At 47.3% G+C, this 13813-nt stretch carries 13 protein-coding genes; 11 read left to right on the top strand and 2 right to left on the bottom strand.

Annotation, left to right across the window (positions count from 1 at the left end; all coding sequences use genetic code 11):
- The first annotated feature begins 135 nt into the window (after positions 1 to 135).
- From FE795_RS15325 to FE795_RS15275, 11 genes are all read left to right on the top strand, one after another.
- Positions 136 to 1365, top strand: a complete 1230-nt coding sequence (locus FE795_RS15325) for an O-antigen ligase family protein (protein ID WP_219235215.1) — start codon at positions 136 to 138, stop codon at positions 1363 to 1365.
- A gap of 232 nt (positions 1366 to 1597) precedes the next feature.
- Positions 1598 to 2545 (top strand): Gfo/Idh/MocA family protein, encoded by a 948-nt coding sequence (locus FE795_RS15320; RefSeq protein ID WP_219235214.1) that lies wholly within the window; start codon positions 1598 to 1600, stop codon positions 2543 to 2545.
- Positions 2542 to 3132 carry a UDP-2-acetamido-3-amino-2,3-dideoxy-D-glucuronate N-acetyltransferase gene (gene wbpD / locus FE795_RS15315; protein ID WP_219235212.1) on the top strand — a complete coding sequence of 197 codons (591 nt, stop codon included), beginning with the start codon at positions 2542 to 2544 and terminating at the stop codon, positions 3130 to 3132. Before FE795_RS15320 ends, wbpD begins: the two co-directional genes overlap by 4 nt.
- Positions 3129 to 4223: a DegT/DnrJ/EryC1/StrS family aminotransferase gene (locus FE795_RS15310; RefSeq protein WP_219235210.1), complete on the top strand. Its 1095-nt coding sequence runs from the start codon at positions 3129 to 3131 to the stop codon at positions 4221 to 4223. Before wbpD ends, FE795_RS15310 begins: the two co-directional genes overlap by 4 nt.
- 39 nt (positions 4224 to 4262) lie before the next feature.
- The gene (locus tag FE795_RS15305) at positions 4263 to 5510 is read left to right on the top strand and encodes a lipopolysaccharide biosynthesis protein (protein WP_219235208.1); all 1248 of its coding nucleotides are present in this window, start codon (positions 4263 to 4265) and stop codon (positions 5508 to 5510) included.
- Positions 5507 to 6124, top strand: a complete 618-nt coding sequence (gene hisH / locus FE795_RS15300) for an imidazole glycerol phosphate synthase subunit HisH (protein WP_219235206.1) — start codon at positions 5507 to 5509, stop codon at positions 6122 to 6124. The genes FE795_RS15305 and hisH overlap by 4 nt, the downstream gene beginning before the upstream one ends.
- Entirely contained in the window at positions 6121 to 6882 is a 762-nt protein-coding gene (locus FE795_RS15295; RefSeq protein ID WP_219235204.1) for an AglZ/HisF2 family acetamidino modification protein, read from the top strand. Before hisH ends, FE795_RS15295 begins: the two co-directional genes overlap by 4 nt.
- A complete protein-coding gene (locus FE795_RS15290) occupies positions 6879 to 8012 on the top strand; it encodes an N-acetyl sugar amidotransferase (protein ID WP_219235202.1) in 1134 nt (377 codons plus the stop codon). The genes FE795_RS15295 and FE795_RS15290 overlap by 4 nt, the downstream gene beginning before the upstream one ends.
- Positions 8009 to 8824 carry a glycosyltransferase family 2 protein gene (locus tag FE795_RS15285; protein WP_219235200.1) on the top strand — a complete coding sequence of 272 codons (816 nt, stop codon included), beginning with the start codon at positions 8009 to 8011 and terminating at the stop codon, positions 8822 to 8824. The genes FE795_RS15290 and FE795_RS15285 overlap by 4 nt, the downstream gene beginning before the upstream one ends.
- A 3-nt stretch (positions 8825 to 8827) precedes the next feature.
- Entirely contained in the window at positions 8828 to 9709 is an 882-nt protein-coding gene (locus tag FE795_RS15280) for a glycosyltransferase family 2 protein (RefSeq protein WP_219235198.1), read from the top strand.
- Between the two features lie 5 nt (positions 9710 to 9714).
- Positions 9715 to 10899, top strand: a complete 1185-nt coding sequence (locus FE795_RS15275) for an O-antigen ligase family protein (RefSeq protein WP_219235197.1) — start codon at positions 9715 to 9717, stop codon at positions 10897 to 10899.
- A 90-nt stretch (positions 10900 to 10989) separates the two neighbouring features.
- Here the strand turns inward: FE795_RS15275 and FE795_RS15270 are convergent, their stop codons facing one another.
- Positions 10990 to 12261, bottom strand: coding sequence for a sugar transferase (locus FE795_RS15270; RefSeq protein WP_219235195.1), 1272 nt, complete (start codon positions 12259 to 12261; stop codon positions 10990 to 10992).
- A gap of 61 nt (positions 12262 to 12322) precedes the next feature.
- Positions 12323 to 13369 (bottom strand): LPS O-antigen chain length determinant protein WzzB, encoded by a 1047-nt coding sequence (locus tag FE795_RS15265; protein ID WP_219235193.1) that lies wholly within the window; start codon positions 13367 to 13369, stop codon positions 12323 to 12325.
- Positions 13370 to 13813: the final 444 nt, after the last annotated feature.

The following is a 13813-nucleotide window of genomic DNA, read 5'->3' as shown; positions in this document are numbered from 1 at the left end:
TTTGCTTGGCAGGACAGACCCGCCCGAAAGTGTCCTGGTCCCAGTCAGTACGAGTATCGTTTACCGTCGCTTTAGGTTTTTTTCGTCTCGTCGCATATGACTCTTCCCTCTCTTTTGACTGGTCCAGGCAACCGTTTGACATCGGGGCTTGTGTTCTTGTTCTATGCAAGCCTGTTGTCCACCAAGGATCTGTATTCGTACGCGATGGGGGCGCTGGCCCTTTTTGCACTGTGGAAAATTCCTGCGTTGCCAGCTCTTTCCCTGGAAAAACAGGAAAAGCTTATTGGGGTCTGCATGCTGCTTTTTGCGGGCATCAGTATAGGAGCGACAGTCTGGCACGGTAGCTATGCGCGCAGCTTTGAGGTCCCGGTCAAATTTGCTCTCGGCGCATTATTGATTCTATGTTTGTGTCGTTTTCCACCTAAGCCGGGGGCTTTATGGGCTGGCTTGCTCTTGGGAGCGGTCAGCGGTTTGGCTGTGGCCTATTGGAAAATGTGGCAAGTCGGTGAGTTCAAGGCCTTTGGCTTTACCGGGGCCATTCAGTTTGGAAATCTGTCGTTGACTATGGCGGTATTGCTGGGTGTGGCCTTGTGCTGGGTAATCAGTAACCCCCACCCCCATCCCCATCGCCGTCTGTGGCTGGTGCTCCTGGCCGTCGGCATGCTCTGTGGCCTGCTGGGCTCTTACTACTCGGGTACGCGTGGTGGTTGGGTAGCCATCCCTTTATTTGTTCTTCTGTTTTTGCTGGCATATTTGCGACGCAGCAATGCGATGGCCTGTGTCATTGTCCTGGCCGTGCTCGGTACGGCTGCCGGCGTCTTGGCGTATCAATCTCCCCTTGTCAAAACCCGTGTGGCACAGGTTTATACAGACTTGTCCGAATACCAGGCCAACGGCGCCAGTAGCTATAGCTCTCTGGGGGCCAGGTTTGCGATCTGGGAAGCGGCATGGGACGCGATTGACGACAGTCCCTTGCTGGGTATCGGTGAAGTTCAGTTTCGCCAGACGCTGAAAGAAAAGCGGGAAGCAGGCTTGATTGGAGCAGTACCTGCGGGCTTGGCCAATACCCATAATACTTTTCTGGAAGTCTGGATGCTGTATGGGGGGCTGGCCTTGTTGTCCCTGCTGCTGATGATGTTCAGCGCGGCATGGTATTTTCTGTCATATATCCGCCATGCGGATTCAGTATTGCGCAGTTATGCCCTGGGCGGTTTATGCTTGATAGGCGGCTATATTATTTACGGGCAAACGCAAATAATGTTGATTCGCAATAATACTTTATTGTTCTTTTTGATGTCTCTGGCGGTTCTGATGGCTTTGATGCATCAGCGTCGTCGTGCTGTACTGCTTGTTGGAAATGCTTGAACGTTTTATGGTAGGTTTTGCCTGCGGGTTGATGGTGCTGTATAAGCGGTTTTTTGCGGAAAGTGCATCCTTTTAAAACTGACAGTAATTAAGTGGTTCTATTTTTTTGCAGTTATATTTTTAAGCACAATTTAAAAAAATATTAAAAATATTTCGGTAAAGTGTAGAGTTGCCTATCGTTAGCCAGAGTCAAGACATCGGCTTTTAAATTTTTTAAGAAACACTAGGAAACATGAAGAAATTTGCTCTCATTGGTGCAAGTGGATACATCGCACCTCGTCATATGCAGGCGATCAAGGCAACCGGTAACGTGCTGGTTGCTGCTATGGATCCGAATGACTCGGTAGGCATTATCGACAGCCACTTTCCCGACGCTCATTTTTTTACAGAGTTCGAACGCTTTGATCGTCATATCGACAAGCTCAGTCGTGCTCAAACGGGCGAAGCAGTCGATTATATGTCCATCTGTTCGCCCAATTACCTGCATGACTCTCACATGAGATTTGCTCTGCGCTCCGGTGCGGATGCCATTTGTGAGAAACCTCTGGTGCTCAATTCCTGGAATATCGATGGCCTGCTGGATATTGAGCGCGATACTGGACGTAAAGTAAACACGATTTTGCAATTGCGTGTTCATCCCGCGATTATCGAACTGCGGGAAAAAGTATTAAACAACAAAAACAAAAAAGATAAATACGATGTGGATTTGACCTACATCACCTCTCGTGGCAACTGGTATCACCAGTCGTGGAAAGGCGATGTGAAAAAATCGGGCGGTATTGCCACTAATATTGGCGTGCATTTCTTTGATATGCTGCATTTTATTTTTGGCGATCTGCAACGTAATGTGGTGCATACCCGTACGGATAGCAAGGCAGCGGGTTTTCTGGAATATGAAAACGCACGGGTGCGCTGGTTCCTGTCTATTGACGTGGAAGACGTGCCTCAATCGGCCCAGGAAAAAGGCATGCGCACGTTCCGCTCGATCACGGTAGATGGCGAGGAAATCGAGTTTTCGGGTGGCTTTACCGACCTGCACACGCGCAGCTACGAAGAGATTCTGGCTGGCCGTGGCTTTGGTCTGGAAGAAAATCGCACTGCAATCTCGACTGTGCAGTTTATTCGCACCGCAGACATCATGCCTTTGCAGGGTGATTACCACCCCTTCCTGAAAAAATGAGCTATTACAAACACGAAACAGCCATTGTGGATGAAGGCGCACAGATCGGACCGGGTTCACGCGTCTGGCATTTTGTGCATGTCTGTGCAGGTGCCAGGATCGGGGCGGGGGTATCGTTAGGCCAGAATGTTTTTGTTGGCAACAAGGTGCTGATAGGGGACAACTGCAAGATTCAGAACAATGTTTCCGTCTACGACAACGTCACCTTGGAAGAAGGCGTATTCTGCGGCCCCAGCATGGTCTTTACCAACGTCTATAATCCACGCTCTCTTATTGAGCGCAAGGATCAGTATCGTGACACACTGGTGCGCACCGGGGCGACATTGGGGGCGAACTGCACGATTGTCTGTGGGGTCACCATAGGCAAGTTTGCCTTTGTGGGGGCAGGTGCAGTGATCAATAGGGATGTGCCCGATTACGCCCTGATGCTGGGTGTGCCTGCCCGTCAGAAAGGCTGGATGAGTGAATTTGGAGAGCAGCTGGATTTGCCTGTGAAGGGGACTGGACAGTGCGTCTGCCCGCATTCAGGAGCTATCTATGAGCTGCACAATGATCGTTTGATTAAACGGGAAGTCCAACAGCAATGATTGAATTTACGGATCTACATGCCCAGCAAATGCGCATCAAGTCTGAGATTGATGCAGGTATTGCGCGGGTTTTGCAGCATGGTCGCTATATTCTTGGCCCAGAGGTGGCAGAGCTGGAAGAAAAGCTGGCCGATTACGTACAGGCCAAGTATTGCATCAGTTGTGCCAATGGCACGGATGCCTTGCAAATTGCGTTGATGGCTTTGGGTGTAGGGCCCGGTGACGAGGTGATCACTCCCGGCTTTACGTATGTGGCGACCGCGGAGACGGTGGCCGTGTTGGGCGCCAAGCCAGTTTATGTGGACGTGGCACCGCTGACGTACAACCTGGACCCCGCTTTGCTGGAGGCGGCGATCACGCCGCGTACGAAAGCGATTATTCCGGTGTCCATGTATGGTCAGTGCGCGGATTTTGACACTATCAATGCGATTGCCTCCAAGCACGGCCTGGCTGTCATTGAGGATGCTGCCCAGAGTTTTGGCGCAACCTACAAAGGACGCTACTCCTGTAACCTGACGACGATTGCTTGTACCAGCTTTTTCCCGAGCAAGCCCTTGGGAGGGTACGGGGACGGCGGGGCGATTTTCACCAATGATGAAGGTCTGGCAACAGTAATGCGCCAGATTGCCCGTCATGGACAGGATCGACGCTACCATCACATCCGCATCGGCATCAACAGTCGTCTTGATACGTTGCAGGCGGCGATCTTGCTGCCCAAACTGGCGATTTTGTCTGAAGAGCTGGAGATGCGTCAGCGCGTGGCCCAGCGTTATCAAACCAGCCTGCAGGCCATTGGCATCGAGAGCACGCCTTTTGTGGAGCCCCACAACCGTCACGTGTATGCCCAGTACACGATCCGGGTCAAACAGCGCGACCAGGTACAGGAAAGCTTGCTCAAAGCGGGTGTGCCCACTGCTGTGCATTACCCTATCCCCTTGAACAGACAGCCCGCCGTGCAGGATCTGGATGCGGTGCTGCCGGTGGGCGACCTGATCGCCACCGAGGTCCTGAGTCTGCCCATGGGGCCTTACCTGAAAGACGACGATATGGATCACATCGTCCAAGCGCTACAGGCATGCGTACCGCTTTAATCTCGTTTAAGGCTGCGGCTTAATTCCGCAGCCATTTTTATGCTAAATAGTTACTGGAAAACCGTACTCTCCGTCTTTACTGGATCGGCGATCGCTCAGGTAATTCCTGTGCTGGGCGCTTTGCTGATTGCTCGCCAATTCGGGCCAGGCCAGTTTGGTCTGTTCTCCGCCTGGTTGGGGATTGTCATTATTTTATCGACAGCGTTGACGGGACGCTTGGAGGTGTCGCTGGCCTTGGAGCGGGATGGGCGGTTTCGTAATGCCGCTGCGTTTGCCGTTCTGGCCACGACTCTGCTGGCAGCCATACTGGTAGTGCTTGTGTTGGGCTTGGTGCATGTGCTGACTGGCTACAACTACTTTGACAGCTTGATGCTGTTACTTGTCTTGGTGCCTTGTGCCACCCTGTTCGCATTGAATCAGGCCTGGCAATCCTGGGCAGCAGCAGAAGGGCGCTTTCGTCAATTGAACATGATGCGAGTGGCCCAGTCGATTTTTGTGGTGGTGTTGCAGATTGCCGCCGGGTTCATTTGGCCTACCGCGACGGCGCTGGCGGTGTCGTATGTGCTGGGTTTGCTGCTGGCGCAGGCCTATGGTATGTGGCTATTGCCGGTGTCGATGGCTTGGATACGGCGCTGGCGACCATTGATGCAGGCCTATGCCAGACGCCATCGGAAGTTTCTGGCATATTCCTTACCCGCCGACTTTATCAATGCCTTGGCAATCCAGTTGCCCGTCATGATTGTGGCCTATCGTTTTGGGGCAGAGAGCGCCGGTTATCTGGCGTTGGTGATCCGTGTGCTGGGGTTGCCCTTGTCGTTTCTTGGCAAGGCGGTTCTGGATGTCTTCAAACGCCAGGCATCGATGGCGTTTCGTGAGCGCGGCGAGTGCCGCCACGAGTACGTACGTACGTTTTGGGTACTGGGCGCCGGGTCCGTCATTTTTGCCATTGGCGCCTACTTCTTGTCGGAGCCCGTTTTTGCCATTGCCTTTGGTGAAGAGTGGCGCCCCGCAGGCTTGATGAGCGTATTGCTGGTCCCGATGTTTACCTTGCGTTTCATCGCCAGCCCGTTAAGTTACGTAATATATATATTTAACAAACAACAAGTCGATCTGATATGGCAGATCTGTCTGCTGGCCATGACCTACGGAGTGCTGAGTTACGTGGGTACCGAGTCTGCGGCGATCCTCATTTACTCGGTGTCCTACGCCTTGCTGTACGTGGTGTATCTGGCCATTTCGTATCGATATAGTTGTGGTGAATCGCACAAACAGCGAGCAAGTTTATGATCGGCATCCTGGACTACGGTTGTGGCAATATTAATTCGGTCATCCGAATGATTCAAAAGCTGGGAGGAGAGGCCTGCAAGGTGTCTGCCCCGCAGGAGGTCATGGCCGTTGAGCGCTTGATTATTCCGGGCGTGGGGGCCTTTGACCACGGTATGCAGCAATTGCACGATCGGGGGTTTTTGCCTGTTCTGGAGCACTATGCCCTGCAGGATAAAAAGCCCGTATTGGGCATCTGCCTGGGCATGCAGTTGATGTGTCGTGCCAGCGAAGAAGGCACCTTGCCCGGTCTTGGCTGGATTGATGCCCAGGTACGGCGCTTTCAAAGCACGCCCGAACGTCCCTTGAAGATCCCCCACATGGGATGGTCGGAAGTGGATATTGCCAAGCCCAACCCCTTGCTGCAGGAAGGCGAGCGCCGTCATCGCTTTTATTTTGTCCATGCCTACAAGGTCGAGGCCGCTTGTGCTCAGGATGTCTTGGCGACAGCCGACTATGGCGGCACGTTCGTGGCCGCCTTCCAGCGCGAGAACGTCATGGGCGTCCAGTTCCACCCCGAGAAAAGTCACCAGTTTGGATTTGGTTTGATGAAGAACTTTATGGCTGAGACCGCATGAAGCCACGTGTTATTCCTGTCCTGTCTTTGAAAAATGGGGGCCTGGTTAAAACCCGCCGCTATCAAGATCCCAAATACGTGGGCGACCCGACCAACGCAATTCGTATCTTCAACGAGAAGGAGGTCGATGAGCTGGTCGTGTTGGATATCGGCGCCTCCAGCGCAGGTACCACGCCTGATCTGGATGTGGTGCGCCTGTTTGCCGAAGAGTGCTTTATGCCCTTGACGTACGGGGGCGGTATCCAGAACATGCAGCAGGTCGAGCGGATTTTTGATCTGGGCATTGAGAAGGTCAGTTTGCAATCGGCTGTGCTGAACGATACGCGCTTGATACAGGATATTGCCCGGGTGTATGGCCAGCAAAGTGTGGTGTTGGGTGTTGATATTAAAAAAAACTGGCTCAAGCAGCCCAAGCTGTATAGTTCGCAGTCGGGTAAATTGCTGAACCGCCCTATTTACGATTATTTGGCTGAACGGGTTGATGCGGGAGTAGGGGAAGTCCTCTTGAGCGCAGTAGACCATGACGGCATGATGGACGGCTACGATCTGGATTTGATCCATTCGGTTGCCAGCCGCTTGCCGGTGCCCGTGGTGGCCCTGGGCGGAGCTCGTTCGATGGACGATTTCAACCTGGCATTGAAGGCCGGTGCTTCGGCCGTCGCGGCCGGCGCCATGTTTGTATTCAAAGGCCCACACCGTGCGGTATTGATCAATTACCCGAAACGGGCCGAGTTTGACTCTTTGGATGATATTGAATGAATCAACATTACCAGGTGTGTACGCGCTGTGTGATGGACACCAGCGCACGCGACATTGTTTTCAACAGTGATGGCGTCTGCAACTACTGCACGGACCTGGAGGCAGGCACCAAGAACACGTTGGGGCTGGCACCGGAAGAAAAAGAGCGACGCTTGCAGGCCTTGGTGGCCGAGGTCAAGGCGCAGGGCAAAGGTAAGCCTTATGACTGCATTGTCGGGGTTTCAGGCGGGGTAGACAGCTCCTGGGTGCTGGTCAAGGCCGTTGAGCTTGGATTGCGTCCTCTGGCTGTGCATATGGATAATGGCTGGAACTCCGAGCTCGCGCAGAACAATATTGAGAACCTGATCAATGGTCTGGGCGTGGATCTGTATACCCATGTGATTGACTGGCATGAGTACCGCAAGCTGATGCAGGCATTTTTTGATGCCAATGTTGTCGATATCGAGCTTTTATACGACAACGCGATGACGGCGGTGAATTACCAGCAGGCGGCTAAATATGGCCTGAAGCATTTGCTGGCCGGGACCAATGAGGCCACAGAGGGAATGCGAATTCCAAGAAGTTGGAATTGGTTTAAGTTTGATAAAGAAAATATTCTTGATATCTCAAAAAAATTTTCTGATGTAAAAATAAAAACTTTTCCTTTATTTGGGGTGCTTGATTATATTCGATTTGCTTTAGTTAAAAAAGTGCATTGGGTTTCCGTCTTGGATCTAATGGAGTTTAATAAATTTTCTGCTATGAAAAAACTCCAGGAAAAATACGGATATAAACCTTATCCATATAAACATTACGAGTCTGTGTTCACTCGGTTTTATCAAGGTTACATACTTCCAGTAAAATTTGGAATTGATAAACGTCGAGTTCATCTTAGTACTTTAATTGTTACTGGGCAAATTACTAGAGAAATTGCAATAGAAGATTTAAAAAATATACCGTACCCAAGTAGGTATGAGTTAGAAGAAGATAAAGCTTACTTTCTCAAAAAAATGGGATGGGTAGAGTCTGATTTGGATGCTTATTTAAAAGCCGGTAGAGTTGAGCATGACTATTATCGAACATCATATTATAAATGGAAGAAATTAACAGGGTTTTATCGTTCTGTTCTTAAATCAGGGAGCTCCGAATGAAATTCTCTGTTTTAATGTCTCTTTATGCTAGAGAAAAACCTATTTATTTAGATCAGGCGTTAAATAGCTTGCTAAATATGACGCTGCTTGCAGATGAGATTGTTATGGTTTTGGATGGGCCGATCACAGACGATTTGCAGACTGTTCTAGATGCCTATAGTGACCGACTGCCATTAAAAATTATTAAGCTTAAACAAAATCAAGGTTTAGGGCGTGCATTAAATGAGGGTTTGAAGAATTGCAGTTTTGAGTGGGTGGCTAGGTTTGATACTGATGATATAAATTTTCCAGATCGTTTTGAAAAGCAAATTGTTTATATTAAAAAGAACCCTAGTGTTGATATTATAGGTGGATGGGTTGTTGAGTTCGAAAATTCTATTTCTGATGCCTATGGTCTAAAGAAAGTGCCTTTAAATCATTTAGAGATAGTAAAGTTCGCAAAATACAGAAATCCTTTTAATCATATGACTGTTATGTTTAAAAAGAAAAAAGTTGAAGATTTAGGGGGGTATAGAGATGAGAGCCTGTATGAAGATTATGGTTTATGGGTTCGCCTTATTCAAGCGGGTGCGAAAACTGCAAATTTAGGGATGCCTTTGGTGTATGCCAGGGCTGGAATTGAAATGATAAAGAGGCGGGGCGGGTGGTCCTATGCAATAAATGAATATAAATTTCAGCGTGATTTTCGGATCAGTGGGTTTATAAGTTATTCACAATTTTTGTTTAATATTATGACTCGGATTCCTTTGCGGTTATTGGGAGGTGGGGTGCGGTTTTTGTTCTATAAAAATTTTTTGCGGGAAAGGAAATAGTCAATGTATAAAGAATGCCGTGTCTCAATAATTATTCCCGTAAGAAATGTAGAAAAATATATCGAGGAAGCTATAAAAAGCATTTTTTCTCAAACGTATGAAAATATTGAGATAATTGTAATTAATGATAATTCTTTAGATAATACAGAGGCTTTGCTTGCTGATTTATCTAAGCAGGATAGTCGGTTGAAGGTTTATAGCGCCTGTGGAAAAGGAAAGGTAGCAGCCTTCAATCAAGGGTGGGCGCTTTGTTCTGGGGATTATGTTTTTTTATTTGCTGGTGATGACATTTTGCCACCACAGTCTATTGAAAAACGAGTTGCACTGTTTAGTGGTAATGTGGATGTTGCGACAGGAAAAATAAAAAGCTTTAGTAACAATAAAAAGTACGACGGTATTGTTTATCCAAAAAAAGATGCTCCAAATCTTAGTGGTGGGGCTGCTGGATTCACACGTCTCTTCGCAGAAAAAATATTTCCTATTCCAGAACAACTTCCTAATGAAGATATTTGGACGTCGTTGCATATAAAATTTTTCGCTAGAGAAATAAAATGGACTCGTGAAATAATTTTGCTTTATAGAATTCATGAAAATAATTCTATGGGTTTTGGCGTTGATTTTGATAAAAAAAATGAAATTATTGGCTCAAGAAATAAAGCTTATTTATTGTTTTTGGAAAAGTATAAATTAAATCTAAGCGATAAAGATGTGCGGAGCTTAAGTGCAAGAATAAGTGCAGAAAATTTAAGAAAAAATGGCAAGTTATTGGGCTTACTGTTTTTCAAGGAATTGTCTATAAAAGATCGTTTGGCCAATATTTCATTGGCATCTAAAGCGACTTATAGGGTTCGTGTAGCTTTGGAAAAATATCTTGCGGGTAGATGATTCTTATGAATGCCAAAGAAATTTTTTATGGAAAAGTGGCATTGGTGATTTTCTTGCTTTTTGTTGGAGTTTATCCTGCCTATTCTTATTTAAAATATAATCATAATTTTCTTTCTTGGTTTCCTTTTATATCCGTGCCTTTTGTTTTATCGGCTTTTTATTTTATTTTTTTTCTTGATGTGTTAAAAAATAAAAAAAGAGGCGTTTTTTTTTGGTTGGCGCTGTTATTGTTTTTTTATGGCAGTTTTGTTGCTTTTTTTAGTTTGTCCTCTATTTATAATGTTAGTCCTGCTCTGGCGTTAAAGTCTTTAGCTTCTACAGTAATACAAATTTCCTGCTTGCTTCCGCTTTGTCTTTCTTTTGATCGTGTTCATCAGTATTTATCTCAAGATAAGCGTGGATTCATTTATATCTCTCTCTTACCTTTGATTGTCGTTGTAATAGATGGGGTTTTTCGAGGAAGAGAAGTTTATGGGACCTGGGAGCTATACCAACAAGAAGGGGCTCCGCTAGTATATCTGGCTATGTCTGATGCATTTGCGGTAATAGGTCTTCTAGTTTATATATATGCAGTCGGTTTATATAAGTATTTTTATTTAGTGGTTTCTCTTTTTGGTATTTATTATACTTATTCAAGATCAAGTTTATATTTTTTTATTATTTCTATAGTTGTTTTTGAGATTTTTGTTAAAAGAAATATTTTATTTCTTTTTTCCTCTATTCTTGGTGTCTGTTTTTTGTTTGTTATGGCGATTTTTGGTTCGTCCTCAAATAGTAGGTTTTTGGTTTTGTTGACAGACCCTTGGTCCGATCCTTCTTTTGTTGGGAGGCTTAATTATTTTAAAGAGGGAATGGAGGTAATATCTAACAATTTTATTTTTGGTAGTTATGGGTATGAGATATTGAGGGATGGGGATTCTGGTGGATATATACACAACTTGCTTTCATATTGGGCTGCATACGGAATTGCTTATTTTTTAATTTTTTTATTTATAATTGTGTTGGTTTTTATTTATATATTTTGTAATTTAAAATTTTTTCGATCTAATGTGTATTTTCATTTTCCGGTTTTGATGTTCGTTTATGCATTTTTTTCTTCTTTAATTTCAAAGGCTTATGTTTGGCCGTTTTTGTGGTTTTCTTTAATTCTTGTTTGCTCTCTTGATCTATTGAAAAAACAGGATGAGTGATTGAGCGCCTTCGTAAGATTATCGAGGAAGTGCGCTCGACTTAGTGCTTGTAGTCTTTCTTTTATTTGAGTTGATTTTCTTTGGTTTTCCTTAACGAGCGCCAAAACCGGTGAGCATGGTTTTGATGGTCAGAAAGACAATGTGCAGATCCAGATAGGTCGAGCAGTTCTTGATGTAATAGAAGTCATGCTCGATCTTGATGCGGGTGGCGTCTGCATCATCCGTATAACCTTGCCGCACTTGCGCCCAGCCCGTAATTCCTGGCTTGACCACATGGCGGTAGTTGTAAAACGGAATCTGCTCGTCGAACGCCCTGACAAAGTTGGGCTGTTCGGGGCGCGGGCCGATCAGGCTCATTTCGCCCTTGATGATATTAAGAAACTGCGGAAGCTCGTCAATACGCAGCTTGCGGATGATTTTGCCAACACGCGTGATGCGTGGGTCGTCCTCGCCCGCAAACTGCTCGGGCTGCTCGCGATCAAAGCGCATGCTGCGGAATTTATAAATGGTAAATTCCTTGTTACCCAGCCCAATGCGTTGCTGGGTATAAATAACTGGTCCAGGGCTTTCCAGTTTGATCAGCAAGGCAGTGATCAGACCAATGGGCAGCACGATCGGTAAGGACAGCAGGACGATTCCCAGGTCCATCAGCAGTTTGGTGGTCTCGTAGACTTTGGTGGGCAGCAAGGCTCCGAGGTTGTTCTCGGACATGCGGTTGATTCGCACACGCCCTGAAAGCGACTCATAAACCAGACTGGCGTCATAGACAGGAATGCGCTTGAGCGCGCATTGCGTCAGAAAACGTTCATCGTCTTTGCTCAGGTCGTTGAAGTCCGCCACCACCGCATCATATCGAACGTTCTGCAAATCCAGTGTTGTCAGCTCTCGAGCGTCAACATTGTCCAGCTCAAACAAATGATCGCTCATCCCCCCTTTGATAATCGCCAGCTTTAAGCGGCGATATTTTTGCGTGCTGAAATGCTCCAGGTAAAACCAGAGCAAGGCACAGGCACCGCTCGTGAGCAGGATAAAGCGAGACAGGTTCAGCGTTAAGAGCAGGGAGACCAGCGCAACCAGCACGTAAATGGTGATGACTTGCGGTGCAATGAACATGCTCGACTGTCCGCCCGGATAGGACGTGTTGATCTTGCGAACCACAAAGTGGCAAATGACAAAGGCGATGGAGGCCACGATCAAGGCCGTTTTCTGGCCCAGATCGGGTGTCAGCAAGCCGTTCAAGCCCCAATGCAGGGCAGTGGGCAGGGCAACGGAAACCAGCCAGCCTACAAACAGCAGGAATGGCGAAGAGAGCAGGATTTGCTCGTGTTTTTTCTGAAAGCGGCGGCTAGGTAAGGTATTCATATCCTACGGTCGTATATGGTAGTGAAAGGCTACGTGCGAGCGCGGTGGCAAACAGCAGCTTTCAATCATTTCTGATTGTGCTGACAATCAGTACAACAAACATCCCCAGGAATAGACCGAAAATAATCCCTATCAGCAAGACCAAGGGTTTGATTGGCTTGATGGGCTCATACGGTGGCTGTGCAGCCATATCGATGCGGGCTACCGAGAACTCGGGATTGCTGTTGAGGGTCTGCAGCAAGGCCTGCTGAGTCAGCAGTTTGGGCAAGCCAGCAATGTAGGCGTCCTGATCCTTGCGCTTGCTAAGCACGTCTATCTCGGCCTGTAACGATCGTGTCCCCCGCATAAAGCTGTTTTCATTGCCGGGGCTGTTGTCCAGCGTGATGACAGTTGTGCCTGGCATCGGCGCTTCCAGTTCCATGGCTTTGGCCACGGTCAAGGCGTCCTGAAGGCGCCCTATTTTCAGGTTCTGAAGGTCCTGCTCCAGCTGACGTAGCGTTGCTATCCGGTTTTCGGTGCTTTGTTTTTTTGCGCTGATCTCACTTTGCAGGTTCTTGAGCAGCTCGGCATGAGTAGCCTGTACGGCAAGTTGTGTATAGTCATTGGCCCACTGAGCCGCCAGTTTTGGATCTTTCGCTTTAATGGAAACGTTCAGGCCGCCACCCTCTGCCGTAGAGCCTGTAATACTCAAGGATTTGTCCAGACGCTTTGCAACCTGCTCGGTCTCGACTTCATCTTTGGGCGCAAAATAAGGAAGGTAGTATTGCGTCAAAAATTTATTTTTGATCGAGTCTGATTTGAGGTTGGTGTAGAAAATCCCGTAAACATGCGCGGAGTCCAGTGGACGTGGAGTGTCTTTCTCGGAAATGCCCGTGTCTATCGTATTCACGCTCTCGACGTACTCGGCCAAATCGCTTGCCTGAGGAGGCAGCACTCGCGTGGTGGCTTGGTAGGTGGGTTGTACCAACACCAAATAGCCAATGGAAAGACAGGTGCACAGCAGAGTGACTGCTAGAATTATTTTTTTTGATTTCCAAAACAGCCTAATTAGATCGCTCAGACTAATGTTTCTTGTATTGGCTTCAGGGTTCTGGCTAACAGTGTTCACGCATTCTCCGGATGATAGTCAACGTTTCGCTGAACTGAAGATCTCAACCTTCAATTCTAATCTCAATGGGTTTAAAACGTTTATTTTCGAAATTTTTTAACGAGCTTTTTTCTGAAGTAGGGGCCTTATAAAACAGTAATACCGGCTCCTTGGTCAGGCATATCAAATAAAAAACCCAATGTGTTACAAGTTGGCCGGTACAGTCAGGGCGTGTGAGGGGGACTAACCGAGTGAATGACCCAGTGTGGGAGTGCTTGAGCAATAATGGTGTCCCATCTGCGTTAGGCGGACGTTTGGCGCTAACTTATCAGAGAAACTTAGCAAGTAAAGCCGAACTGCAATGATAGTATTTGTTGCTGGTTGTAAGTGCGTGTCTGGGTGGTTTTTGTCACTATGTCTGTTGTATTGAAGTGACAGTCTGGGTGTCCGATGTGGAACCCTGTG

Origin of the sequence: Alcaligenes ammonioxydans, assembly GCF_019343455.1 — a bacterium.
Lineage (GTDB): Bacteria > Pseudomonadota > Gammaproteobacteria > Burkholderiales > Burkholderiaceae_B > Alcaligenes > Alcaligenes ammonioxydans.
Note: the sequence above shows the minus strand (reverse complement) of the source record. Positions and strands in the feature narration are given on the sequence as shown.